The following is a 24,294-nucleotide window of genomic DNA, read 5'->3' as shown; positions in this document are numbered from 1 at the left end:
GGCGGGCACACCGGCGGTACACCGGCGACGACGGCTCCGACGCGTACACCCCGCAGCCAGGCGCGGTGTTTGCACGTGCTGGTCCCGGTCATACGACAGGTGTTCCTGACGCCGAGCACAGCAAGGTGTGAATGACATGGCTGCCGATGAGAAGACCCAGGCCAAGACCGAGCAGGCCAAGGGCAAGGTCAAGGAGGCCGCCGGCCGTGCGGTCGGCAACGAGCGCCTCACCGCCGAAGGCCGGGCCGACCAGACCAAAGGCGACGCCCGTGAGGCCAAGGAGAAGGCGAAGGACGCCTTCAAGCACTGACCCCTCCGGGAGCGCGACGCGTTCCCTCCGGCATGCGGGTGGCCCGGCGGTTGCCGGGCCACCCGCATGCCGCCGTGCCGGGGGCGCGGCCGTAGCCGGGCTGCGGGGCGGGCGCCGGGCCGGAGGGATCCGCCCCTCCCGCCACTGCGCGGGTGACGTACCCCGGGGGGGGGGTCAGTCGACGGCATCGCCGTGCCGCGGCTTCGGGGCGCCGGGGGGCACGAAGCAGGCGGAGACGGTCTTCCCCGACTGCTGTGGATGCGTCGTCCAGGCGTCGGCGAGCGCGTCGACGATGGCCAGCCCGCGCCCTCCGGTCGTCGTGAGGTCTTCGGGCTGCCGGGCCGGAGGCAGAGGATCGGAGTCGTGGACGCTCACATGCAGGCAGTGGCTGTCCCAGGTGAGGACCAGCTGGGCGTCACTGTGCGCGTGCACGTGAGCGTTGGTGATCAGTTCGGAGACACTGAGCAGTATCGCGTCCACGGTTTCCGGCGCGTCCTTCGTCCACGCCAGGGACGCCAGGTGCTCCCGCGTCCAGCGCCGGCCGGCCCGTACCCCCTGTGAAGCGGGGAACGACTGAGCCCATCCCACGGCGCACAGTGAGGTGTTCCTCGTCATCGGCCCTCCTCGCTCGCTCTCCCTGTTCCCCTACCCCCGCCTTCGAGGCCCACCCCTGGGAGTGGTCAGGGTGCTCCGAACGGGTGTCGGCCCGCGCGCGCCGCCTGTGGGAACGAGCCGGATGCGGTGGCCGGGTTACGGTCGATCGGCCGGCGCCGGCCGACGTACGGGAGGTGCTGCTGTGTCGACTGCGGGGCCGCGATCCACCGTCGCGATACTCCCGGTCATCCTGGGACTCTCCGTCGCTTTCACGATCACGGCCATCGACCCGCTGGTCCTCAGTCTGAACATGCCGCAGGTCAGCCGGGCACTCCACGTACCGCCCGATGTCGTCGGGTTCCTGGGAGGAGCGGCGACGCTGGTCGTCGCCGCCGCCGTGCTCGCCGTAGGCAGTCTCGGGGACGCCTTCGGACTCAAACGGCTGCTGATGCTGGGGCTGGTCGGCGTCATCGTCGTCAACCTGTTGTCGGCGCTCTCACCCGGCTACGTGTTCCTGCTGGTGATGCGCCTCCTCGACGGCCTCGCGCTGGCCGCGTTGCTGGGTGTGTCGCTGGCGCTGCTCAAGGTGTCGGTGCCACCGGAGAAGCGGCCGACGGCCATCGGCGTCTTCATGGCCATCGAAATGGTGCTGTGCGGGGTGACCCCCGCGGTCGGTGGCTGGGTGGTGGAGGCGGTCGGCTGGCGGTGGCTGTTCCTGCTCGCTCCCTTGCTGTCGCTGGTCGCGCTCGGACTGACGGCCCGGTACGTCGCCGAGCCTCCCCTCACGCAGCGCCGTGAAGTCGATGTCGTCGGCATCAGCCTGGTCGGCGTCGCCCTGCTGACCCTCGTCCACGGCGTCTCCGAGGCGGAGAACGGGATCACCCAGCTCCAGGCCTGGCTTCCGTTGGTGATCAGTGGGGCCGCCGGCGTGCTGTTCGTGCTCCGTGAGCGTCGGACGCCGGACCCGGTCCTCGACCTGTCGCTGTTCCGCAGCGGCCCGTTCGCCGTGGCCGCGCTCGCCAGCCTGACGCTGAACTTCCTGGCCGCCGGGTTCAGTTTCGCCCTGGGGCAGTTCGGCAGTGTGATCCTGTCGCTGCCCCCGCGCACGATCGGTCTGCTGTACCTGCCCGGCACGTTGTTGGTCGCGGGCGCCGTCGTCCTCGCCGGGCGCCTGATCGGGAAGTACACCCCCCGGCCGGTCCTCATCACCGGGCTGCTGGTGCTGGCCGCGAGCGGTCTGCTGATGGGGGCCACCGCCGCGCCCACCATGGCGCTGTGGATCCTCGTACTCGCCACCTGGCTCACCAACCTCGGGTCGCTGGTGGCCTCCGCCGCGGTGGCGGAGACCATCCTCTCGCACGCACCACCCGGGAAGTCCGGCGCCGTGGCCTCCGTGCAGCCGGCCTTCGGAATGACCGGTTACGCGCTCGGCCCCGCCGTCTACCTCCTGCTTCTCAATCTCTTCTTCCAACGGCAGTGGCTCAACGACGCCGAGCAGCGTGGGCTGTCGGTGGCCGAGGCCGATCAGGCCGTGGACGCCACACGAAGCGCGATGGCGCAGAGTCCGGGCACCGCCGGATACGACCCCAACCTGCTGCGGCAGTCCGGGCTGGACCTCGGGCTGGACTTCACCGACGGCCTGCGGCTCACCATGCTGGTCGTGAGCATCCTGCCGCTCGCCCTGGCTGTGGCGGCGTACCGGCTCATGCCCCGCAGGACCGGGAGCACACCGTAGGAGCTCACGAGTACGCGGTCCGGCCGGGCGTGACGCACGTCTGCCGGCTGTGGGTCCTGGCCCCGGCCGCGAGCGTCCCCGGCAGGAGGACCGGCCGTCCGGCAGGGGATGCACAGTAGGACACGGCGGGCCAGCATGGGAGGAGGCAGATGTACCCGATCGGAGGTTCCCATGGCTGACAACGAGACTTTCGTCCGCGACCTCTTCAAGGCGTGGAACGCCCGGGACTACGACGCCATCGCAGGGTCCGTCGCTCCGGACTGCACCCTCGTCGAGGAAGGCAGCGGAAGGACGCTGGAGGGTCCGGAGGGCTTCACCCAGCTCGCGAAAGCCATGTTCGACGCGATGCCCGACGGCCGCTTCGCCCTCGATCACCTCACGTCCCAGGGGGACACCGTGGTCGTCGAGTACACGGGCAGCGGGACCCAGACCGGGGACCTGGTCCTGCACGCGGGCACCGTGCCCGCCTCGGGGCGTCACGTCACGGTGCACGCGTGCGACGTCTACAAGGTGAAGGACGGCAAGATCAAGGAGGGTCGCGCCTATCTGGACACCGGCGCGATCATGAGCCAGCTGGGTCTGACCGAGCAGCTGCAGGGCTGACCGGGCGGATCACCCGAGGGAATCCGGAAGGGGTACGAACCTCCGCGCATACGGCCGGTGGCCCGGTGGCCCGCCCGGACGGGCCACCGGACACGGCGAACGGCGGTCAGGAGGCCTCCACCGGACGCTCGGCCGGACGTCTCTCCGTGGCGCCGGAGTCACCCTTGTCACCGGTGATTCCGATGGCCCGGGCCACACCCGCCACGACCAGGGCGGTGGCGACGAGCACGGCGCTCAGCACCAGCGGGGAGCGGTGGCCGAGGCCGGCGCCCAGGGCGAGACCGCCCAGGGCGGGTCCGGCGGCGGCGCCGACGTTCAGCGCGGCGGTGGCGAACCCACCGGCCAGCGTGGGGGCGTCCGAGGCCGTGTAGAGGGCCTGCGCGATCAGCGTGGAGCCCACGCCGAACGAGAGCGCCCCCTGGACGAGGACGAGGATCAGCGCCACGACCGGGTTCGCGGCCGTGAGGGCGAAGATCAGCCAGCCCGCCAGCAGCGCCGTGCCCCCGACCGCCAGCATCTGGCCGGGACGGCTGTCCGCCAGCCGGCCACCCACGTTGACCCCGACGAAGGACCCGATGCCGAACAGCGCAAGCGCGGCGGGCACCCACCCGGAGCTCAGATCCGTCACGTCGGTGATGACGGGCGTGAGGTAGGTGAACGAGCAGAACGTCGCTCCGTTGACCAGCGCCCCGAGCACGAGCGTCATGATCAGCCGAGGCGTGCGGAGCGCCCGCAGTTCGTGGCGGACGCTGGGTGCCACAGGGTCGACGGGCGTCGTCGGCACGGACCGCATCACCGCGAGGACCGCAGGGGCGGAGATGATCGCGACGCCCCAGAACGCCGAGCGCCAGCCCCAGACCTCGCTCAGTACGGCGCCGAGGGGAACTCCCGCGACGCAGGCGAGGGTGACGCCGCTCAGGAGCACCGAGGTCGCCCGGCCCTTGGCCCGGGATCCGGCCATGCTCGCCGCGGTCGCGAGGCCGACGGCGAGGAAGCCCGCGTTGGCCAGTGCGGCGATCACCCGCGTGACGAAGAGGACCTCGAAGCTGTGGGTGAGGGCGCCCACGACGTGGGCGAGGAGGAAGGTGATGAGGAAGGCGAGCAGCGCCCGGCGGCGCGGCCATCGCAGGCTCAGCATCGCGACCGGCGGTGCACCGACGATCATGCCGACGGCGAAGGCCGAGGTGAGCGAGCCGATGGCCGGGAGGGAGACGCCGAGGTCGGCGGCCATGTCCTCCACCAGCCCGGACAGCATGAATTCCGACGTTCCCTGGGCGAATACGGCCAGCCCGAGAACGTAGACGGCGAATGGCATGAAGAAACTCCGACTACATCGCAGAAAAAGGGGAGGCGCGACGCATGGACCGAAGGTCATGCGGTCGCGTGGGAGACGTCCCGGAGAAAGCTCCGGGCGTGGTCCCGCGATGCGGTCGATCCGTGGCGGATACGCGACGCACTGCTCGGCGACGGGGCCGAAGGAAGCAGGGTCGTCAGAGGGTTACGCGATGAGCCGCCACCGGATCACCGGTGGCCCGCTTCTTTCCGCCTCAGGACTGGACATGGTTCTCAACGTAACAACGCCCGGATCGCCGTGTCCAGCGTGTTGGCACCCCCTGCGTCCCGGCCCCCCGCTGCCTGCGGACGGGTGCGGCACCGTCGCCGCGGGCCCTCCGCCCGTGCGTTCAGGACCGTCGGGAACACCCCCGTCCGGCGTTTCGCACGGTCCGACCCGGCCTTCGCGCAGGAGACGCGGTCGTTGCTGACGCTCCACCAGGCGTGCGGACGGTCACGGCCGGTGCCGCAGAGTCCTTTCCGGGCACCGACCACCATCGCCGTCCGGACCACGCGCGACCTGGTCATCCACGCCGCCGGCATCGTCACGCGAACCTCGACGGAGCCCGCCTCATCGAGCGGCGGTCCTGGCCGGCCTCCCACCCCCCGCTCAAGAAGGACCGCCGGATGCAGCACTATGGTCGACCTCCCGGAGGCCACGGGAAGGTTAATTCTGCGTAGCAGAATAGCGACCCCGCGTTGAGCAAACTGTTGCAGCCTCCCCTCATGACGCAGAACACATCCCCGGCGGCACACCGGACCGCATTCCTCGTGACCGCCCTGTGCTGGGTGATCGTCCTCTTCGACGGATACGACCTCATCGTCTACGGAACCGTCCTTCCGGAGCTCTTCGAGGAGCCCGGCTGGGGCCTGACCAAGTCCACGGCCGGCCTGCTCGGCAGCCTTGCCTTCCTCGGCATGCTCGTCGGCGCCGTCCTCGCCGGAACGCTGGCCGACCGCCTCGGCCGCCGACGGACCATCCTCGGCTGCACCATCTGGTTCTCCGTCTTCACCGCGCTGTGCGCGTTCGCCCCGAGCCCCGAGGTGTTCGGCGTACTGCGGTTCCTCGCCGGGTTGGGCCTCGGTGGCCTGGTGCCCAGCGCAAACGCGCTCGCCACCGAGTTCGTCGGCCCGCGCCACCGGGCAGTGGTCTCCACACTGATGATGTCCGGCGTCCCGATCGGCGGGACCGCCGCGGCTCTCGTGGGCATCGGCGTGATGCCCCGGTTCGGATGGCGGACCATGTTCCTGATCGCGCTGCTCGCCGTCCTGGTCGTCATACCGCTGTGTCTCAAGCTGCTGCCGGAGTCTCCCCTGTGGCTCCGCTCTCGCGGCGAGCACACGCGGGCCGCCGAGATCGAGCAGCGGTTCGGCCTTCCGCCGGGCGCCGACCACGACCTCGTACCACAGGCCGAGCGGCGGTTGCGCTCGCTGCTGCGTCCCCCGTACACCAACGCCACCCTGCTGTTCTCGCTGGCGACCGCGGTGACGCTCTTCGCCTGGTACGGCCTGGCCACCTGGTTGCCCCAGCTGATGCGGGAGAGCGGCTTCGACCTCGGGTCGTCCCTGTCCTTCCTGCTCGCACTCAGCCTGGGCGCCGTGTTGGGGTCGCTCGTGACCGCCTGGGGCGGAACCCGTATCGGCTCCATCCCGACAGCCGTCATCGCCGCCCTCGCCGCAGCCATCGGCCTGGCGACCCTGCTGACCCATCCGCACTCCGCGGTGGCATACGGGGCGCTCGTGCTCGCCGGTGTCGGCACTCACGGCACCCAATGCCTGATCATCGCCGCCGTCGCCAACCACTACCCCGCCCACCTGCGCGGATCGGCACTGGGATTCTCGCTCGGCTTCGGACGGATCGGCGCGGTCCTCGCGCCTCAGGCGGGCGGCTGGCTGCTTGCCGCCGGGCTCGGCGTGAACTCCAACTTCCTGGCCTTCGCCCTGGCCGCGGCGGTCGCCGGCGTCCTCCTGCTGCTCTGCCCGCGTCCGACCAGGTCGACGACCGCCGACGATGCCGGCTCCGCTCTCGACGACAACGGAAATGTCCCGGCTTACGAGAAGAGGGCCGTGTAGTCCGGTAGTTCCCGGCCCAGCTCCTTGACGGGGCCGGTGTGGTCGCGCCCGACGCGGATGGCCTTCGACGGGTTGGGAACGACCCCCGGCCTCCGCGGGGAATCAGTGCCTCCGTGTATCGCATCGTGGGGACGCCACGGCTCCAGCCGATCGAAGGCCCTCGGCTTTCGGCCCCCTTGCCGGGGATGGATCGTGCCCCGGCGCCTATCGCTCATCACTGTGACCGCGACCTCAGACCCGCCACTGCACCGTTCCAGCCGCGACCACCCCGTCATCGAGCAGGCGAAGAAGCCGGCGGAGAAGGGCTACGTCGTCGTCTCGTACAACGTCCGCGGATTCTGGCAGTCCGAGGGCGAGATCGAGGTGGCCGGTCCCCAGGACATCGTCCCGGCTGTTTCGGGAGCAGGACACGCAGGTCAGCGTCGCCGACCTGATGAAGGCGGCCGGCTCGGTCCCTCCGAGACCATGTCCGCACACGTCGAGGAGGCCGACGCCGAGGAACTGGAGATCGTCGCCCGGCCCCGTGGTCACGCTCGATGCCGAGAGAAACGAGCTGCACCGGTTCTAGAGGATGCTGACCCACAACGACGGCCACTCCTGCAGGCATGGGGGGGTGGCCGCAAAGTGGCGGCTGCCGCCACCGCGGCGCCTTTCAGCGGAATACGTCTATTCGACCGTCGGTGATGCACCGGTGCTTCCTTCCAGATGGCCAGCCAACTGGATAGATGCTTATCGATGCAAACGCCAGGGAGGCGACGCGCCGACGAACACCAGCTGACGGAACACGACTGGATGGATGACTTGCGCGTGACCTACGCCCACCGCGACGGGGCCCTGCACAGCACCTCAACTTCGGCGGGGCATCGGCCTCGCGCACTTCTCATCGTGCAGAAGGCTTTCCCGAGGAGCGCGGCCGACGTCTCCACCCAGACGCTCAGACGGCCGCCGGCGTCTTCTCGGGCTCGGCAACCGCCTCGGTGTCGGTGAGAGCCGCGAGGTAGCGCTCGGCGTCCAGGGCTGCCGCGCAGCCGGAGCCCGCGGCGGTGATCGCCTGGCGGTAGGTGTGGTCGACCACGTCTCCCGCGCCGAATACGCCGGGGATGTTCGTGCGGGTCGAGGGTGCCTCGACCTTCAGGTATCCCTCGTCGTCCAGGTTCAGCTGGCCGGCGAAGAGCTCCGTGCGCGGGTCGTGGCCGATCGCGATGAACAGGCCGGTGGCATCGAGGGCGCGCGTCCGGCCACTGAACGTGTCGCGCAGGACGAGACCGGACAGTGCGCCGCCCTCCTCCCTGATCTCCGCGATCTCACTGTCGAAGGCGAAGGCGATCTTGTCGTCGGCGAACGCGCGGCTCTGCATGACCTGGGAGGCCCGCAGCGTGCTGCGGCGGTGGACGACCGTGACGGAGCGGGCGAACCGGGTGAGGAAGGTGGCCTCCTCCATCGCGGTGTCACCGCCGCCGACGACCACGATGTCGCGGTCGCGGAAGAAGAAGCCGTCACAGGTCGCGCAGTAGGAGACCCCGCGGCCCGACAGTTCGTCCTCGCGCTCCAGGTTCAGCTTGCGGTGCTGCGATCCGGTGGTCACGATCACGGCGTGGGCCCGGTGGATTGCTCCGCTGCTGTCGGTGACCGTCTTGATGTCGCCCGTGAGGTCGACGGCGACGATGTCGTCCGGGACCAGCTCGGCGCCGAACCGCGTCGCCTGGGCCCGCATGTTGTCCATGAGGTCCGGGCCGACGATGCCCTCGGGGAAGCCGGGGAAGTTCTCGACCTCCGTGGTGTTCATGAGCGCGCCGCCCGCGGTCACCGAGCCTTCGAAGACCAGCGGCTTGAGGTCGGCGCGCGCCGTGTAGATCGCGGCGGTGTATCCGGCGGGGCCGGAGCCGATGACGATGACGTTCCGGACGTCCGTGTCGGCACTCACTTGGACGTCTCCGGCGCGATCTCCTTGATCAGGCCCTCGACCATGACCTTGATCTCGTCGCGGATCGGGCGCACCGCTGCCACGCCCTGGCCGGCCGGGTCTTCGAGCTTCCAGTCGAGGTAGCGCTTGCCGGGGAAGACGGGGCAGGTGTCGCCGCAGCCCATGGTGATGCAGACGTCCGACTCCTTGACCGCGTCGACGGTGAGGATCTTCGGGGTCTCGGCGGAGATGTCGATGCCGACCTCTGCCATCGCCTCGACGGCGGCCGGGTTCACGGCGTCGCCCGGGTTGGATCCGGCGGAGCGGACCTCGACGCGGTCCCCGGCGAGGTGGGTGAGCCAGGCGGCGGCCATCTGGGAGCGGCCGGCGTTGTGGACACAGACGAACAGAACAGAGGGCTTCTCGGACATCAGGAGGTCTCTCTCGTCACACGGTCGAATCAGGCACCCACGACATCAGTACCCGGTGGCGTCAGCAGCCACTGATGTGAGAATATCAGCCCATGATGACGTCAGTCGACACTGAACTGATCCGGGTGCTGGGCGATCCGCTCCGGCTCCGGATCGTGACCCTGCTCGCCCGCGAGACGCTGTGCACCAGCCACCTGGTGGAGGAGACCGGTGCGAAGCAGACCAACCTGTCCAACCATCTGAGGGTCCTGCGCGAGGCCGGGGTGGTGGAGACCGAACCGTGCGGCCGCTTCACGTACTACAAGCTCCGCCCGGACGTCATCGCCCAGCTCGCCGGCCAGTTCGCCGACCTGGCCGAGTCCGCCCGTACCGCTGCCGAGAACAAGAGGGCCTGTCCGTGACCCCCACGCAAGCACCCGCGACCACCGAGGAATCCTCGGTCGTCCAGAAGCTGTCCACCCTGGACCGCTTCCTCGCCGTCTGGATCCTCCTGGCCATGGCTCTTGGCCTCGGCCTCGGTCGGCTGATCCCGGGCCTGAACGACGCACTGGCGAAGGTGGAGGTCGGCGGCATCTCGCTGCCGATCGCCGTGGGCCTGTTGATCATGATGTACCCGGTGCTCGCCAAGGTCCGGTACGACAAGCTCGATGCCGTCACCGGCGACCGCAAGCTGATGATCTCCTCGCTGGTCATCAACTGGATCATCGGCCCGGCCGTCATGTTCGCCCTGGCCTGGATCTTCCTGCCGGACCTGCCCGAGTACCGCACCGGCCTGATCATCGTCGGCCTGGCCCGCTGCATCGCCATGGTCATCATCTGGAACGACCTCGCCTGCGGCGACCGCGAAGCCGCGGCCGTCCTCGTCGCCCTCAACTCCGTCTTCCAGGTCATCGCCTTCGGCCTGCTCGGATGGCTCTACCTCGACCTGCTGCCCGGCTGGCTCGGCCTGGGCGACGGCGAGAACCTCGACATCTCCATGGGGAAGATCGCCCTCAACGTCGTTATCTTCCTCGGCGTCCCCCTGCTCGCCGGCTTCCTCACCCGCCGCCTGGGCGAGAAGAGGATGGGCCGCGAGTCCTACGAGGCGAAGTTCCTGCCGAAGATCGGCCCCTGGGCCCTTTACGGCCTGCTCTTCACGATCATCATCCTCTTCGCTCTCCAGGGGAAGACGATCACTTCGCAGCCGCTGGACGTGGTCCGCATCGCGCTCCCGCTGCTCGTGTACTTCGCGATCATGTTCTTCGGCAGTTTCCTGATCGGCAAGGCCATCGGCCTGGCCTACGACCGCACCACGACGCTGGCCTTCACCGCCGCCGGGAACAACTTCGAGCTCGCCATCGCCGTGGCCATCGCCACCTTCGGCGTCACCTCCGGCCAGGCCCTCTCCGGCGTCGTCGGCCCGCTCATCGAGGTCCCCGTTCTGATCGCCCTCGTCTACGTGGCCCTGGCCTGGCGCAGGAAGTTCGCCCCGTCCGCGATCACCACGCAGCACTGATGCACCGCCTCGGTTCCCGCCCGCATCCCGCCGTACGCGCCCCGGCCCGCTTCACCGTCCGCCCGGTGCCGCGCAGGCGTGGGGCGGGAGCTGGGGTGCCCGACGTTGCCCCGGGGGTGACCTGGTGACACGCGCGGTTCCCCTCCTGCTGGAACGCGGCTACTCCACCAGCGAGGCAGCATGGGCACTCGGACTGGGCGGCGCCGGGCAGACCCTGGGACGCACCCTGTACGCGGCCATCGCCTCACCGCCCGCACGACCACGCTGATCGCGCTCGGCGGCCTCACCGCCGCGGCGCTCGCGCTCGCCCCCGGCCCGTACCCACTCCTGATCGCTCTGTCGATCGTCGCCGGGATGGCCCGCGGCAACCTCACACTGCTCCAGGCCACCGCGATCACCGACCGATGGGGCACCAACCCACTCGGCCGCCTGTCCGGCCTCCTCGCGGCATACGGGATCCACTCTTCCCAGGGGCGGCGGGTCACCCACCCAGAGGCGAAGGACTTCAGGAGCCCCCACGTCATCATCGTCTCAGAATGCGGCTACGTTCCGTAACGAAAGGCTCGACGGGTTGGCGGTCCCGCCGGCGATAGCACCAATGCATCGGCTGATGACGTGGCCAAAACTTCTGGGTCGAACCCGCCGGCCGCCACTACCCGCACCGCCCCGACCCAGCTGCGGCACCGGGCCGGGCGCGAGTGTGGAAACGGCTGATGTCACGCCGCCTGTGCTCCCATCAGCCGGATGATGAGGTCGTCGAGGCTGACCAGGCCGGTCAGCCTGCCTTCCGTATCGCGTACGACGGCGAGCGAGGCCCTGCGGTGCTGGAGTTGCTCGACCGCGTGGGCGACGGTGTGGTTCGGGGCCAATTCCGGTACGGGGCGGGCGAGTTCGCGGGCGGTCAGAGCCCGGCCCTGGGCACGGGCGACCAAGGCGTCGCGGGCATGCACCGAACCGAGGACCGTTTCACCGTCTCGTACGAGCAGCCGGGTGTGGTTGACCGCTGTCGCGGCGGCCAGGATCGCGCCGGTGTCGGCGTCGGCTGCGACGTAACTGATCTGTGCGGCGGGCACCTGGAGCTGTGCCACCGGGGTCTGCGGTTCGCTCAGGGAGCGGGTGATCAGGCCGGAGTCGGTCTCGCTGATCAGGCCCAATCGCTCGGACTCCTCGACCAGGTGGGCGAGCTGTTCGCGGTTGTGTACGGAGGTGAGTTCGTCGCGGGGGGTGACGCGGCACAGCCGTACGAGGGTGTTGCTGACCTTGTTGAGCAGCCAGATCAGCGGCCGTACGAGACGGATCAGGGCCCGGAAGGGTGGAGTGAGGAGCATGGCGGAGCGCTCGGGGTGGGCGATGGCCCAGGACTTGGGGGCCATTTCGCCGAGCACCATGTGCAGGAAGACGACCACGGTCATGGCGACGGCGAAGGCGATGCCGTAGCTCAGTCCGCTGGGCAGGCCGAGCTTCTCCAGGAGTGGGTCCAGCTCGTGCGAGATGGCGGGCTTGGAGATCGAGCCGAGACCCAGGGTGCAGATGGTGATGCCGAGCTGGGCGCCGGCGAGCATGAGGGACAGTTCGCGCATGCCCGCGAGAGCCGACTTGGCGCCGCGTCGGCCTTGGGCGGCGGCTCGTTCCATCCGGTGGCGCTTGGCGGCCACCAGGGCGAACTCGGCCGCGACGAAGAAGCCGCTGCCGATCAGCAGGAGGAGGGTGATGAAGAGAGCCAGGGGGAAGCTCATGCGGTCGGCTCCTCATCGGTCGGAGCGGCATGTGCATCCGCGTCCGGGGTGGTGTCCGGCATGCGCTCCAGGCGGACGCGGTCGGGGACGTGGCGGTCGAGGGTGCGGACCTCGATGAGGACGGTACCGACGGTAAGGCGGTCGCCGATGGCCGGGAAACGGCCCAGCCGGTCCACGATCAGGCCGGCGGCGGTGTCGTAGTCCTCTTCCTCGGGAAGTTCGATGCCGGTGGCTTCGGCGATCTCGTCAAGGCGCCGACCGGCATCGACCAGCCACCCGCTTCCATCTGCGGCCGCGATCTCGGTCACCTGGTCGGACTCGTCGGTGATGTCACCGACCAGCTCCTCGGCGATGTCCTCGAAGGTGACGATCCCGGCGAAGCCGCCGTGCTCGTCGAGAACGACTGCGAATTCCTGCTTGTGCTCCTGCATCTGCTCGACGGCGCCGGGCAGCGGCAGCGTGTCGGGCAGCAGCAGCGGGGGCCGGGCCAGCTCACCGGCGGTGAGCCGCTCGAAGTGGGCGGCCGGTAGCCGCATCAGTTCACGTACGCCGATGACGCCCGTGATGTCGTCGTGGCGCTCACCCGTGACCGGGTAGCTGGAGTGGCCGTGCTTGGCGATCAGCTGCACGACGTCGGTGGCGGGCGCGTCGGCGCGTACGTACGCGACATCGACGCTCGGCACCATGACTTCGTCCAGGGTGCGCTCGGAGAACTCCAAGGCGTGGTCGAGGAGCTCGGCGTTGGCGCGGGGCAGGTGGCCCTGTTCGTGGGACTCGCCGATCAGGTGGCTGAGTTCCTCCAGGGTCGCGCCGTGGTGCAGTTCCTCGACCGGCTCGATGCCGACCTTACGCAGCAGCTTGTTGGCCGCGGCGTCGAAGAGGTGCACTACCGGGCCGACCACCTTGAGGTAGGCGAGGGTGGAGGCCGACAGTGACTTGGCGAGCCGCTCGGGCACGGCCAGCGCGAGGTTCTTGGGGGCCAGCTCACCCAGCACCATCTGCACGACGGTGGCCATGACGAAGGCGAGCGTCACCGAGACGGCGGAGACCGCGCCGTCGGAGAGGCCGGTGCCGGTCAGCGCGGGCCGCAGCAGCGCGGAGACGGACGGCTCGGCGAGGAAGCCGACGACCAGGCCGGTCATGGTGATGCCCAGCTGGGCACCCGACAGCATGAAGGAAAGCCGTTCAAGTACCTTCACGGCGCGCGCCGCGCGCTTGTCACCCGATTCGGCCTCACGTGCGAGCGCGAGCCGGTCGGCGGCGACGTACGCGAATTCCTGCGCGACGAAGTAACCGGTACCTGCGGTCAGGACAAGGACGGCCAGCAGGCCGAGTACGGCGTTCATCGGACAACCCGGGGACTGGATCCCGGACTGTCGGGGTCCGTCAGACTGGCGGACAAGACGTGCTCCTTCAAAGGGTACGGATGAGGACTACGGGTCAGCTGGGACCGAAGTTCCCTGGCCCGAGTATCGGGGGATCTGTGGTGAGCCGCTCGGCCGTCAGGCGGCTGGGCCGACCAGTTCTTCCAGTACGTCTTCCATGGTGACGAAGCCGAGGACCGTGCCCTTGTCGCCGGTGACCGCCGCGAGGTGGCTGCCGGCGGCGCGCAGCGCTGTGAGGGTGTCGTCCAGGGGCGTGTCGATCTTGACGAGTGTCACCGCGTGGAGGGCCGTGCACGGGAAGGGCTGGTCGCGGTCGATGACGCCGAGCGTGTCCTTGATGTGGAGGTAGCCCAGGACGGCGCCGCTGGGCCCGGTGACCGGGAAGCGGGAGAATCCGGCAGCTGCGGCGGTGCGCTCCAGCTGGGCTGGGGTGATCGTGTGGTCAACAGTGATCATCTTCGGTGCGGGGACGAAGATCTCGCCGACCGGTCGCGTGCCCAGCTCCAGCGCGTCACGCAGCCGCTCGCCGTCCGCCGGTGAGAGCAGACCGGCCTCACTTGAGTCGCGGACCATACGGGCGAGCTCGTCGTCGGTGAAGACGGACGCGACCTCGTCCCTCGGCTCGACTGCAAGTAGCTTCAGCAGGGCGTTGGCGAAGGCGTTGATGGAGAAGATCACCGGCCGCAGCGCACGGGTGAGGGCGACCAGCGGCGGGCCCAGCACCAGCGCCGTCTTCACCGGGGCGGCGAGCGCGATGTTCTTGGGCACCATCTCGCCGATCAGCATGTGCAGATAGGTCGCCAGGGTCAGCGCGATCACGAAGGCGATCGGGTGGACCAAGCCGTGCGGGACGTTCGCCGCTTCGAAGCCCGGCTCCAGCAGATGGGCGATCGCGGGCTCGGCGACCGCGCCCAGCACCAGGGAGGAGACGGTGATGCCGAGCTGGGCCGTGGCCATCATCGCGGAGATGTGCTGCAGCCCCCACAGAGTCAGGCGGGCGCGCTTATGGCCCGCGTCGGCCTGCGGCTCGATCTGACTGCGGCGTACGGAGATCAGGGAGAACTCGGCGCCGACGAAGAACGCGTTGGTCAGCAGCGTCAGGGCGCCGATGGCCAGCTGGAGAACGGTCATCGGGCCATCTCCTTGGCACCCCGCTGCGGGACAGCCGCGGGCTCGGATCCGGGTTCGGTGATGTGCACGCGGTCTGCCCGGTGGTGCTCGACGTCGAGGACGTCCAGTTGCCAGCCGTCGATGACGACCGTGTCGCCCTCGCGGGGGATGCGTGCCAGGTGGGTGGCGATCAGTCCGGCCACGGTCTCGTACGGCCCGTCGGGGGCGGTCAGGCCGATGCGGGCGAGTTCGTCGATCCGTACGCCGCCGTCGGTCTCCCAGCTTGCGCGGCCGTCCGCGGTGGGCGGGGCGGGCAGCAGATCCGGGATCTCGGCGGGATCGTGCTCGTCGCGGACCTCGCCGACGACTTCCTCGACGATGTCCTCCACGGTCGCGACGCCGGCCGTGCCGCCGTACTCGTCGACGACCACCGCCATCGTGCGGTGCGCGCGCATCCGCTCCAGGAGGCGGTCGGCGGGCAGGGAATCGGGCACCAGCAGCGGCGTGGTCGCCAGCTCGGTGATCGGCGTTACCGGTCGCTTGGCAGGGTCGAGGGCGAGGACGTCGCGGATGTGGACGGTGCCGATGACCTCGTCCAGGCTGTCGCGGTAGACCGGAAAACGGGAGAGCCCGGTGGCGTACGTCAGATTCGCCGCATCGGCTGCGGTGGCGTGGGCCTCCAGGGCGCGGACGTCGACGCGCGGCGTCATGACGTTCTCGGCGGTCAGCTCGCTCAGGTGCAGGGTACGGACGAACAGCTCGACGGAGTCCGCCTCGATCGCACCCTCGGCAGCCGAGTGCCGGGCCAGCGAGGCCAGCTCGGCGGGGGTGCGGACGGAGGCCAGTTCCTCGGCAGGCTCCAGGCCGAACCCTCGTACGAACCGGTTCGCGGTGCTGTTCAGGTGATGGATGAAGGGTCCGAAAGCGGCGGTGAAGCCGCGCTGCGGGCCGGCCACCACCTTGGCGACGGCCAGGGGGCGGGAGATCGCCCAGTTCTTGGGCACCAGCTCGCCGACGACCATCAGCACGACCGTCGAGACCGTGACGCCCAGGACCGTTGCCACTGAGGACGTCGCCGCACCGAGCCCCATTGCTTCGAGCGGACCGCGCAGCAGGGCCGCGAACGACGGCTCGGCGAGCATACCGATCACCAGTGAGGTGACGGTGATGCCGAGCTGAGCGCCAGACAGCTGGAACGTCAGCTTGCGCACCGCCTTGAGCGCGCTCTCGGCGCCCCGCTCTTCCGCCTCGACGGCTCGCTCCAGCTCACCGCGCTCGACGGTGGTCAGCGAGAACTCAGCGGCGACGAAGAGCGCACACGCGAGGGTGAGGGCAAGGGCCAGGAGCAGCAGAAGCACTTCGGTCACCGTGCCACCCCCGCTTCCTGGCTCACATGGTGTGCACAGGCGGTGGCACGGTTCGTACTGGGAGGCTCGCCCATGACGGGTCGCTCACTCCTTCTCTGCTCGGCTCGACAGAACTGTTGGGGACCAGTGTCCCCAACCTCACAGTAAAGAGATGGTAAATACGGATGCCGGATGGTTCCGCACCGGAGTCTCTCCCGCGCCCTCAGAGCCTCACACTCCCGTCCGTGCCGCATGCGCCGCGCCCCGGCACGCGCAGGACCTCGGGGACGCCACCAGGCTGGATTCCATGGCGTCCAGTGCCTGGCGGGCCGCGACGAGCTGTGCTCGCAGAGACTCTGCCGGGTCGCCCACCTGTGGCTGCTGCCCAGGCAGAGTGCGTTCCCGTTCCTTCTCCAGCTCCCGGGCTTCCTCCAGCGAATTGATGACGACGCCGATGAGGAGGTTGACCAGCAGAAACGAGCCGAGCAGGACGAACGAGCCGAAATAGAGGATGGTCCAGCGGGAGATCTCCAGGCCACCGCGTACGGCGTCGCCGAGGCCGTCGAGCGTCATGAGGAGAAAGAGCGTGAGAGCCGCGCGGCCGAGTGACCCGTAGTGCTCCGGGTCGTAGTCGGCGAAGAACACCCAGCCGACCATGGCGTACACGTACAGCAGGAGCGCCCCGACGAGGGCGAAGCTGAGGGTGCCGGGCAGACTCTTGCCGACGGCGACGATCACGATCCGCAGCTGCGGCAGGAAACGCGCCGCACGCAGCACGCGCGCCAGGCGCAGGAGCCGCAGCACGGTGGCGTTCTCACGGGCGAACGGCATGAAGGCCAGGCCCACGACGAGCAGGTCGAACACGTTCCAGGGGTCACGGAAGAAGTCCCTGGGGCGGTCGGCGTGAGCGGCTGCCCGCAGAAGTATTTCGGTGGTGAAGGCGGCCAGGAAGAAGTGCTCAGCAGCCTTGAGGACACCGTGCCATTGATGCACGACACCGCTGTACGTCTCGATTCCGAGCAGGACGGCGTTGGCCGCGATGAGACAGAACACGACGCTCGAGAACGCGCTGGAGTCCACGATGCGGCAGCTGCGGTATGCGAGCCCGCGCCGCAGATGCGCAGCCGTCCGTTCGGACATGGGTGCTTCGTTTCCTCACAGACCTGTTTCAGACATTTCCCGCGAGCCGCAGCAGGATGCGGCCCAGGCGGGCGACCGCCCCCTATGCTTCTACATGCCTGTAGAAAATACGAGCCCGACCCGGCCAATCATTTACTTTTCAGGAGGACTTCATGGCATCGATCGACCTGGACAAGGTGCTGGACAAGGCGTGGACGGACAAGAGCCTGCCAGAGATACTCGCCGCCCCCGTCGGAGCCCTGAAGGGCGTCTCGGACCGTGACGGCGAACTGCTCCAGGAGGCATTCGGCGTCAAGTCCGTCCAAGACCTCGCCGAGTTGAAGTACGTCCGCTGGGCACAGGCCCTTGCGGCGCTGGACACGGCAGCCAAGTAAACGCAATAGGTGGGTTGCCACACCTCGGGGGTGAGGCAACCCACCGCCCCGAACCACCACGTACACCTGAAGGAGAGAACGCCACGATGGTGTTCAAAAAGCTGCTCGGATCGCTCGGCGTAGGCGGCCCCACCGTGGACACGGTCCTGGAAGGCGGCCCGGTCCAACCCGGCGGGACCCTGCGCGGACAGCTCCACCTCCTCGGCGGGAAAGCCGACTTCGACATCGAGCAGATCACCCTGGAGCTCATCGCCCGCGTCGAGGCGGAGCACGACGACGGCGAAGCCGAAGGGACGGTGGCCTTCGAGCGCTTCAGTCTCGGAGGTGGATTTCGGCTCGCCGAGGGCGAGCGCCGAAGCATCCCGTTCGCGGTGACGGTGCCATGGGAGACCCCTGTCACCGAACTCCACGGCCAGCCGCTCGGTGTGGTGCTGGGCCTGCGTACCGAACTCGCGGTGGCGGGCGGCAAGGACAAGGGCGACCTGGACCCGCTGACAGTCCGGCCGCTGCCTGCGCAGGAGGCTGTCCTGGAGGCGCTCGGGCAGCTCGGCTTCGGCTTCAAGTCGGCAGACCTGGAGTACGGGCACATCGGCGGCACCAGCCAGCAACTGCCCTTCTACCAAGAAGTCGAGCTCACGCCGGCTCCGCAGTACGCGCACGCCATGCGGGAGATCGAGGTGACCTTCCTGGCCAACCCGGGCGGCATGGAGGTCGTACTGGAGGCCGACAAGCCCGGCGGCCTCTTCTCCTCCGGCCACGACGCCGTCAACCGCTTCACCGTCAGCCACCAGGACGTCGATCAGCGCGACTGGAACACCGAGGTCGAAAGCTGGGTACGCCAACTGGCTTCCGGACACGGCGCCCACGCCCCACACGATTACGGCCACGGCCACGGCCACGGCGAGCATCATCACAGCGACAGTCACCACCGCTCCGGACCCGGCATGGGCACCGTGGTCGCCGCCGGTGCGGCGGGGCTGGCCGTCGGCGTCGTCGGCGGCATGGTGGCCGCCGAAGTCGTCGACGAGGTGGGCGACTTCTTCGAGGGAGACGATGAAGAGGAAGAAGAGGGCTGATGCACGCCAAGCCCTCCTGATAGCTTCTACATGACTGTAGAAGAGTGCGGGTGTCCGGGTCGGCCCCCCTTCCGGCCCGGACACCTCCAGACGCATATGGAGTTCTTATGGCCCTGTGGGATCGCTTCAAGGAGTCCGCGTCGACGATGCAGACGCAGCTCATGGCGAAGAAGAACGACCTCAAGAGCGGCTCCTTCCGCGACGCGAGCATGGCGATGTGCGCCCTGGTCGCCGCCGCCGACGGCACCGTCGACCCGACCGAGCGGCAGCGGGTGGCCCAGCTCATCGCCACCAACGACGTACTGCAGAACTTCGCCCCGGACGACCTTCGGCGCCGCTTCGACGAGAACCTGAACAAGCTGACCGCTGACTTCGCCTTCGGCAAGGTCAGCGTCCTTCAGGAGATCGCCAAGGCGAAGAAGAAGCCCGCCGAGGCCCGCGCCGTCATCCAGATCGGCATCGTCATCGGCGGCGCCGACGGTGACTTCGACAAGGACGAGCAGGCCATCGTCCGCGAAGCCTGCTACGCGCTGGACCTGCCGCCCCACGAGTTCGACCTGTAGCAAGCGGGGCACACGCATCTCACACGACGTACCAGAGGAGCAGGCGTGGAGATCTCAGGCATCATCAGCGCGATCGTGATCGGCGTCATCATCGGTGTGCTGGGACGGCTCGTCCTTCCTGGCCGGCAGCACATCGGCATCCTGTGGACGCTCCTCGTCGGTATCGGCGCGGCCTTCCTGGGCACCGCCATCGCAGCCGGGCTGGGTGTCGCGGACTCCAAGGGCATCGACTGGATTGAATTGCTGATCCAGATCGCTCTCGCCGTCGTGGGTGTGGCTGCCCTGGAACGCGTCAAGTCCCGGCGCTGACAACCTGTACCGGATTCGAGGAGAACGGTGGGCCCGCGGCATTCAGCCGCGGCCCACCGGCGTTCCCGAGCCGGCTGATCGGCGTCAAAGAAATCGAGCAGACGCCTTCAGCGGATGCCGTTGAAGTCCGCGCCCACAACGAGAGTGACGGTGCCGGACACTGCGTCCGCGTCCGGCTTCGCCGTGACACCGGGCAGCCGGGAAGCGAGCACCCCGGCCTGCCTTTCGAGGCCTTGGGGATACGTGACCGTGGTCTTCTCCGCAGAGGCCGGCGCATTGCCGGTGCCGGTGATGCTGTAGCCCGCCACCCTCAACGTTTCGGCGACCTTCGCGGCCTGGCCGGGCACCCCGCTGCCGTTGAGGACCTGCACGCGCACCGATGCGGCGTACACCGGCGCCTTGGAGTCGGCCGCCAGCTTCTCCTTGTCGACCTCCTGGTCCTTGGCCAGCGAGGTGAACAGCTCGGCGGCCTGCGGGTACTGCCACACCACGTTGGCCTTGTCGGAGGGTACGTCCGCCTCGCGTCCGTAATTGGGCACGGTCAGGAAGGTCAACCGGTCACTCGGGATGTTCTTGATCTCGTTCGCAAGACCGGTCAGCGGTTTGATCCCCGCCAACCTTTCGTCAGTGGTCAGGGACTTGGTCGCTGAGTCCAGGAAGTCGTACAGGGCGGTGGGGTTGGTGAGCTTCTGCTGAGCCTTGGCGGCGAGGGCTTGCATGAACTCCTGCTGGCGGCCGATGCGCCCGAGATCCGAGCCGTCACCGACGCTGTAGCGGGTGCGGACGTATCCGAGGGCGTTCTCGTCCTTGATCGTCTGGCACCCGGCCTCCATGTCGAGGTGTGCCTTCTTGTCGTGGATCGCTGTCTCGGGGCAGACCTCAATACCGTCGAGGGCGTTGACCATGCCCTTGAAGCCCTGGAAGTCGACGGACATGAAGTGGTCGATGCGCAGGCCGGTGGACTGTTCCACCGTCTTGATCGTGCAGGCGGCGGCCCCGGAGACCTCGCCACTGCTCCCCCCGATGGCGAATGCGGCGTTGATCTTCGAATGGCCGGGAGTGGACGTCGTCCCGTTTCCGCGATCGCAGGCGGGCAGGCTCACCCAGGAGTCCCGCGGCAAAGACACCACGGTGGCCCACTCCCGGTCCGCGGACAGATGCATGACCATCAGCGTGTCCGACTGCATGGTGTCCAGGTCCTTGCCGTACTTCGCGTTGTCACCGTCCCGCGAGTCGGATCCCACAACCAGGATGTTCTTTGATCCCGGACTCAGGTTGACCGGCCTGTCGCCGCCCAGCTTGTTGTCCACGTCCGCGGAATTGATGTTCCCGTCCAGCCCCTGGTAAACCCATGCCCCCGCCCCGGCCGCCACCAGCATGAGGACAGCCAGCGCCCCACCGGTCCACAGTGTTATTCGCCCGCGTCGGGTCAGCCGGGCGGACCGTTCTTCCACCTTGCGGCGCCGCCGCGTCGGCTGTGCCCGGCGGCCATGCCGACTCCTGTCCTGCGTACCCACCTGGCGTCCTCCGGGCCTTCGCGCTCGTTCATCCACAACCGCCGCTGATGCGGTGCGTGAACTCTACAGCCACGTAGAAAAAGGCGTTCCGGCACAGGATGTACCGGATTATCCATAGGTGGCAGATTGCAGAACGAAGAACAGCGCGATCGCCGCGTTGAGTGCGGACAAGGTCGATGCGGCCGTTCCGGCTGCGGCGACGATGGCGGCGATACCGGCCGCAGTCAGGGCAGGCGGCCAGCCACCGGCCGGCGGAACCGGCCCCAGCAGCGCGGCGACGCGTCGCGGTACCGGACCGGCCTCGGCGAAGGCGGCCAAGCCGGGTACGGCGGCGCGCCGGGAGATCAGCGCGGCCTTACCGACGGCCCGGGCCGTCATCCGGCGGTCCCCGGTGACCCGAGCGGCTTCCTCGTCGGCCCAGCGTTCCGTGCTGTAGCCCACCGCTGAACGGAGCGGGCGCAGCAGCGGGTTCGCGCAGCCTGCGAGCTGCACCGTGAGAAGAAGACGGTGGTGCCGTCCGGCGAGGTGGGCGCGTTCATGGGCGAACAGCGCGCGGCGCTCCGCCTCGTGCAGGCCGGACAGCATGCCGGTGGAGACCAGGATCCGGCCGGGTGAGCCCGGCAGCGCGTACGCGTACGGCACCTCATCCGTGAGTACGGCGATGTCCGAGGCGTCGGGGAGCGGGGCCAGCGTGCGGTGAGCACGGATGCGGAATCCGTAGTGCCGTCGGACCGTGACCGCGCACGCCGCCACCACGAGAGCCAGGACACCGATGGACGCTTTGCCGGCCACCTCGTCGTACGGAACCGCCTCCCGCACCTCCGGGTCGGACCAGCTGTCGGGCAGCGGATTACCGGGCAGCTGTGCGGTTCCGACGACCACAAGAAGCCCGAGGCACAGCGTGCTGCATGCGGCGAGGATCGCCCCCACCCAGGTCAGCAACAGCGCCGCGTTGCGCGGATGCAGATGCTGTTCGGCCAGCCGCGCGATCGGCAGTGCGGTCAGCGGCAGGATCAGGGGCAGGAAGACGAAGACGCCCATCGGTCAACGTTCCGGATCGTCAGCTTCATTGAGGAGGGAGCGCAGGAGCTGTTCGTCGTGCGAAGAGAGGGAGGAAACGAAACTGGAGAGCACCGCATCGCGGTCTTCCTGATTGTCGAGCAGCTTGCGCATGCGCATGGCCACAAGACCGGCACCGTCCGCCACCGGCGTCCACTCAAAGGACCGGCCGACCCTGGTGCGGGACACCGCCCTCTTCGCGTACAGCCTGGTCAGGATCGTAATGACGGTGGTGTACGCCAGATCGCCGCCGAGCTGTTCCTGCACCCACGCGGCGGTCACCGGGCCGGGTGCCGAGCCGAGCGCCGACACCACCTGCATCTCAAGTTCACCCTGGCGCCTGCGACCGCGCCCATCCGGGCTCGTCCTCTCCGTGCCGTCAACCATGGCGCGGCCTCCTTTCCGTCCCGCCGCTCCGAACGTACGAGCGTTGAGGAGGCATCGTACTGCTCGCCCCACCGCCTGCCTCTCCCAGCGACCGAGGTGGCTGTGTGACCGGAAGGCGCCTACCGACATGCCCCGTTCGCACCCCTCCTTGTTTCTACGTTGCTGTAGATTTCAGATCGTGTCATACGAGGGTCCGGAGCGGCGTGCCGTTCTCGGGCCCAGGTCTTGAGAAGGGAATCGACATGGGTGTGAGCCTCGCCAAGGGAGGCAACGTCTCGCTGAGCAAGGAGGCGCCAGGGCTGTCCGCCGTACTGGTGGGCCTGGGCTGGGACGTCCGTACGACGACCGGCACCGACTACGACCTCGATGCCAGTGCACTGATGGTCAACGAGGCCGGGAAGGTCGCGTCCGACCAGCACTTCATCTTCTTCAACAACCTGACCAGTCCGGACGGCTCGGTCGAGCACACCGGCGACAATCTCACCGGCGAGGGCGAAGGTGACGACGAGGTGATCAAGGTGAACCTGGCCGCCGTGCCCGCCGACGTATCGAAGATCGTCTTTCCGGTCTCCATCCACGATGCCGAAGCCCGGGGCCATAGTTTTGGCCAGGTCCGCAACGCCTTCATCCGCGTGGTCAACCAGGACGGCGGCACCGAGCTCGCTCGTTACGACCTGAGCGAGGACGCGGCCACCGAGACCGCCATGGTCTTCGGCGAGCTCTATCGCAACGGTGCCGAGTGGAAGTTCCGCGCAGTGGGCCAGGGCTACGCCAGTGGACTGGCGGGCATCGCCACCGACTTCGGCGTCAACGTCTGACACCAGCGCGACCGGGGTGCGGGCGAGACCCGCACCCCGTGGCCGGTTCACCCACCACATCCAGAGAGCGGACCCGATGTTCGGATTCAGCGAACTCGCGATACTCCTGATCGTCGTCCTTGTCTTCTTCGGCGCCAAGAAGCTCCCCGAGCTGGCCCGCAACGCAGGCAAGGCAGCACGCATCCTCAAGAGCGAGAGCAAAGCGATGAAGGCAGAGGGGTCTAGCGAGCAACAACAGGACCCTCGCATCATCCAGGTGCGGCCTGGCGAGAGGACCGCCGAGCGGCCCGACGACGGGACGGGGACCGGCAACGGCCCGGTTCAGACTTGACCGCGCCAGCACATCCCCCAACCCGCCACCACGAACCGACGAAGAGGCAGCACATGTCCGTGAACCTGACCAAGGGCCAGCAGATCAGCCTGAGCAAGTCCGACGGCGGTGCGCTCACCGTCGTACGGATGGGGCTGGGCTGGAAAGCAGCCCAGCGCAAGGGATTCCTCGCCAAACTCACCGCCCGGGAGATCGACCTGGACGCCTCGGCGGTGCTTTTCGCCGACAAGAAGCCGGTGGACGTCGTCTTCTTCCAGCACCTCGTCAGCGACGACGGCTCCGTCCGACACACCGGTGACAACCGCGTCGGCGGCGCCGGCCAGGGGGGCGACGACGAGTCGGTCCTCGTGGACCTGCAGCGCGTGCCCGTGCACGTCGACCAGATCGTCTTCACGGTGAACTCCTTCACCGGCCAGACCTTCGAGGAAGTTGACAACGCCTTCTGCCGTCTCCTCGACGAGACCACAGGCCAGGAGCTGGCCCGCTACACGCTCACAGGCGGAGGCCGCCACACCGCACAGGTCATGGCCAAGGTGCAGCGAAGCGGCTCCGGCTGGCAGATGGCAGCGATCGGCAGCCCCGCCGACGGACGCACCTTCCAGGACCTCATGCCGGCGATCGCCACGCACCTGTAGGCACAAACGGCCTACAGGTCTCCCTGCTCCGA

The 24,294-nt window shown here is 68.7% G+C and carries 25 protein-coding genes and 3 pseudogenes; 16 read left to right on the top strand and 12 right to left on the bottom strand.

All coding sequences use genetic code 11. From position 1 onward, the window contains the following. Nucleotides 1-136: 136 nt before the first annotated feature. Nucleotides 137-310: a CsbD family protein gene (locus AB0F38_RS02695; protein WP_361885495.1), complete on the top strand. Its 174-nt coding sequence runs from the start codon at nt 137-139 to the stop codon at nt 308-310. A 174-nt stretch (nt 311-484) separates the two neighbouring features. On the opposite strand, the gene AB0F38_RS02690 is transcribed toward AB0F38_RS02695, so the two are convergent. Beyond that, on the bottom strand, nt 485-925 hold the full coding sequence (locus AB0F38_RS02690) for an ATP-binding protein (RefSeq protein WP_361885492.1): 441 nt from the start codon (nt 923-925) through the stop codon (nt 485-487). Nucleotides 926-1,106: 181 nt separating this feature from the next. Here AB0F38_RS02690 and AB0F38_RS02685 point away from each other — a divergent pair, with 181 nt between their 5' ends. Both AB0F38_RS02685 and AB0F38_RS02680 read left to right on the top strand, forming a co-directional pair. Next, on the top strand, nt 1,107-2,639 hold the full coding sequence (locus AB0F38_RS02685; RefSeq protein WP_361885490.1) for an MFS transporter: 1,533 nt from the start codon (nt 1,107-1,109) through the stop codon (nt 2,637-2,639). A 171-nt stretch (nt 2,640-2,810) separates the two neighbouring features. After that, nucleotides 2,811-3,242 carry an ester cyclase gene (locus AB0F38_RS02680; RefSeq protein ID WP_361885487.1) on the top strand — a complete coding sequence of 144 codons (432 nt, stop codon included), beginning with the start codon at nt 2,811-2,813 and terminating at the stop codon, nt 3,240-3,242. A gap of 106 nt (nt 3,243-3,348) precedes the next feature. On the opposite strand, the gene AB0F38_RS02675 is transcribed toward AB0F38_RS02680, so the two are convergent. Next, nucleotides 3,349-4,557, bottom strand: a complete 1,209-nt coding sequence (locus AB0F38_RS02675; protein ID WP_361885484.1) for a Cmx/CmrA family chloramphenicol efflux MFS transporter — start codon at nt 4,555-4,557, stop codon at nt 3,349-3,351. A gap of 743 nt (nt 4,558-5,300) precedes the next feature. Here AB0F38_RS02675 and AB0F38_RS02670 point away from each other — a divergent pair. From AB0F38_RS02670 to AB0F38_RS02660, 3 genes and pseudogenes are all read left to right on the top strand, one after another. Then, nucleotides 5,301-6,647: an aromatic acid/H+ symport family MFS transporter gene (locus tag AB0F38_RS02670; protein ID WP_361885481.1), complete on the top strand. Its 1,347-nt coding sequence runs from the start codon at nt 5,301-5,303 to the stop codon at nt 6,645-6,647. Between the two features lie 273 nt (nt 6,648-6,920). Next, nucleotides 6,921-7,031, top strand: a pseudogene (locus tag AB0F38_RS02665) (CocE/NonD family hydrolase); the annotation flags it as partial. Next, nucleotides 7,027-7,095: pseudogene (locus tag AB0F38_RS02660) on the top strand (TetR/AcrR family transcriptional regulator); the annotation flags it as partial. The pseudogenes AB0F38_RS02665 and AB0F38_RS02660, both read left to right, overlap by 5 nt. 486 nt (nt 7,096-7,581) lie before the next feature. On the opposite strand, the gene trxB reads toward AB0F38_RS02660, so the two are convergent. Both trxB and AB0F38_RS02650 read right to left on the bottom strand, forming a co-directional pair. Next, entirely contained in the window at nt 7,582-8,571 is a 990-nt protein-coding gene (gene trxB / locus AB0F38_RS02655) for a thioredoxin-disulfide reductase (RefSeq protein ID WP_361885478.1), read from the bottom strand. After that, the gene (locus AB0F38_RS02650; RefSeq protein WP_361885475.1) at nt 8,568-8,981 is read right to left on the bottom strand and encodes an arsenate reductase ArsC; all 414 of its coding nucleotides are present in this window, start codon (nt 8,979-8,981) and stop codon (nt 8,568-8,570) included. Before AB0F38_RS02650 ends, trxB begins: the two co-directional genes overlap by 4 nt. Before the next feature lie 92 nt (nt 8,982-9,073). On the opposite strand from AB0F38_RS02650, the gene AB0F38_RS02645 reads away from it, so the two are divergent. The 3 genes and pseudogenes from AB0F38_RS02645 to AB0F38_RS02635 form a co-directional block, all read left to right on the top strand. Then, entirely contained in the window at nt 9,074-9,382 is a 309-nt protein-coding gene (locus tag AB0F38_RS02645; RefSeq protein WP_030585793.1) for a metalloregulator ArsR/SmtB family transcription factor, read from the top strand. Then, a complete protein-coding gene (gene arsB / locus AB0F38_RS02640) occupies nt 9,379-10,476 on the top strand; it encodes an ACR3 family arsenite efflux transporter (RefSeq protein WP_361885471.1) in 1,098 nt (365 codons plus the stop codon). Before AB0F38_RS02645 ends, arsB begins: the two co-directional genes overlap by 4 nt. 136 nt (nt 10,477-10,612) lie before the next feature. Next, nucleotides 10,613-10,926, top strand: a pseudogene (locus AB0F38_RS02635) (MFS transporter); the annotation flags it as partial. 266 nt (nt 10,927-11,192) lie between these two features. Here AB0F38_RS02635 and AB0F38_RS02630 read toward each other — a convergent pair. The 5 genes from AB0F38_RS02630 to AB0F38_RS02610 form a co-directional block, all read right to left on the bottom strand. Then, nucleotides 11,193-12,212: a hemolysin family protein gene (locus tag AB0F38_RS02630; protein ID WP_361885468.1), complete on the bottom strand. Its 1,020-nt coding sequence runs from the start codon at nt 12,210-12,212 to the stop codon at nt 11,193-11,195. Further along, nucleotides 12,209-13,558 (bottom strand): hemolysin family protein, encoded by a 1,350-nt coding sequence (locus AB0F38_RS02625; RefSeq protein WP_361885466.1) that lies wholly within the window; start codon nt 13,556-13,558, stop codon nt 12,209-12,211. The genes AB0F38_RS02630 and AB0F38_RS02625 overlap by 4 nt, the downstream gene beginning before the upstream one ends. A 156-nt stretch (nt 13,559-13,714) precedes the next feature. Next, entirely contained in the window at nt 13,715-14,728 is a 1,014-nt protein-coding gene (locus AB0F38_RS02620) for a hemolysin family protein (RefSeq protein WP_361885463.1), read from the bottom strand. After that, nucleotides 14,725-16,074: a hemolysin family protein gene (locus AB0F38_RS02615; RefSeq protein WP_361885460.1), complete on the bottom strand. Its 1,350-nt coding sequence runs from the start codon at nt 16,072-16,074 to the stop codon at nt 14,725-14,727. Before AB0F38_RS02615 ends, AB0F38_RS02620 begins: the two co-directional genes overlap by 4 nt. A gap of 210 nt (nt 16,075-16,284) precedes the next feature. Further along, a complete protein-coding gene (locus AB0F38_RS02610) occupies nt 16,285-17,193 on the bottom strand; it encodes an ion transporter (RefSeq protein ID WP_361885457.1) in 909 nt (302 codons plus the stop codon). A gap of 152 nt (nt 17,194-17,345) precedes the next feature. Here AB0F38_RS02610 and AB0F38_RS02605 point away from each other — a divergent pair, with 152 nt between their 5' ends. From AB0F38_RS02605 to AB0F38_RS02590, 4 genes are all read left to right on the top strand, one after another. Further along, nucleotides 17,346-17,567: a hypothetical protein gene (locus tag AB0F38_RS02605; protein ID WP_361885454.1), complete on the top strand. Its 222-nt coding sequence runs from the start codon at nt 17,346-17,348 to the stop codon at nt 17,565-17,567. Nucleotides 17,568-17,653: 86 nt separating this feature from the next. After that, entirely contained in the window at nt 17,654-18,643 is a 990-nt protein-coding gene (locus tag AB0F38_RS02600; protein ID WP_361885451.1) for a sporulation protein, read from the top strand. Nucleotides 18,644-18,750: 107 nt separating this feature from the next. Next, nucleotides 18,751-19,206 carry a TerB family tellurite resistance protein gene (locus AB0F38_RS02595; RefSeq protein WP_361885448.1) on the top strand — a complete coding sequence of 152 codons (456 nt, stop codon included), beginning with the start codon at nt 18,751-18,753 and terminating at the stop codon, nt 19,204-19,206. 45 nt (nt 19,207-19,251) lie between these two features. Beyond that, nucleotides 19,252-19,515 (top strand): GlsB/YeaQ/YmgE family stress response membrane protein, encoded by a 264-nt coding sequence (locus tag AB0F38_RS02590; protein ID WP_361885445.1) that lies wholly within the window; start codon nt 19,252-19,254, stop codon nt 19,513-19,515. Between the two features lie 107 nt (nt 19,516-19,622). Here AB0F38_RS02590 and AB0F38_RS02585 read toward each other — a convergent pair whose 3' ends face one another. The 3 genes from AB0F38_RS02585 to AB0F38_RS02575 form a co-directional block, all read right to left on the bottom strand. Beyond that, nucleotides 19,623-20,894, bottom strand: a complete 1,272-nt coding sequence (locus AB0F38_RS02585; RefSeq protein ID WP_361885442.1) for an LCP family protein — start codon at nt 20,892-20,894, stop codon at nt 19,623-19,625. A gap of 246 nt (nt 20,895-21,140) precedes the next feature. Continuing rightward, nucleotides 21,141-22,073 carry a M56 family metallopeptidase gene (locus AB0F38_RS02580; RefSeq protein WP_361885440.1) on the bottom strand — a complete coding sequence of 311 codons (933 nt, stop codon included), beginning with the start codon at nt 22,071-22,073 and terminating at the stop codon, nt 21,141-21,143. Nucleotides 22,074-22,076: 3 nt separating this feature from the next. Continuing rightward, nucleotides 22,077-22,478 carry a BlaI/MecI/CopY family transcriptional regulator gene (locus tag AB0F38_RS02575; RefSeq protein ID WP_361885438.1) on the bottom strand — a complete coding sequence of 134 codons (402 nt, stop codon included), beginning with the start codon at nt 22,476-22,478 and terminating at the stop codon, nt 22,077-22,079. 242 nt (nt 22,479-22,720) lie between these two features. Between AB0F38_RS02575 and AB0F38_RS02570 the strand changes: the two genes are divergently transcribed. The 3 genes from AB0F38_RS02570 (at nt 22,721) to AB0F38_RS02560 (ending at nt 24,262) form a co-directional block, all read left to right on the top strand. After that, nucleotides 22,721-23,296: a TerD family protein gene (locus AB0F38_RS02570; RefSeq protein WP_361885436.1), complete on the top strand. Its 576-nt coding sequence runs from the start codon at nt 22,721-22,723 to the stop codon at nt 23,294-23,296. Between the two features lie 76 nt (nt 23,297-23,372). Next, complete coding sequence (gene tatA / locus AB0F38_RS02565) at nt 23,373-23,627, top strand: twin-arginine translocase TatA/TatE family subunit (RefSeq protein WP_361885433.1); 255 nt, start codon at nt 23,373-23,375, stop codon at nt 23,625-23,627. A gap of 53 nt (nt 23,628-23,680) precedes the next feature. Further along, complete coding sequence (locus AB0F38_RS02560) at nt 23,681-24,262, top strand: TerD family protein (protein ID WP_361885430.1); 582 nt, start codon at nt 23,681-23,683, stop codon at nt 24,260-24,262. Nucleotides 24,263-24,294 lie beyond the last annotated feature (32 nt).

Source organism: Streptomyces sp. NPDC025273 (genome assembly GCF_040638585.1).
GTDB classification, from domain to species: Bacteria; Actinomycetota; Actinomycetes; order Streptomycetales; family Streptomycetaceae; genus Streptomyces; species Streptomyces cinereorectus.
The sequence above is the reverse complement of the archived record's forward strand: the minus strand, read 5'-3'. Positions and strand labels throughout refer to the sequence as shown.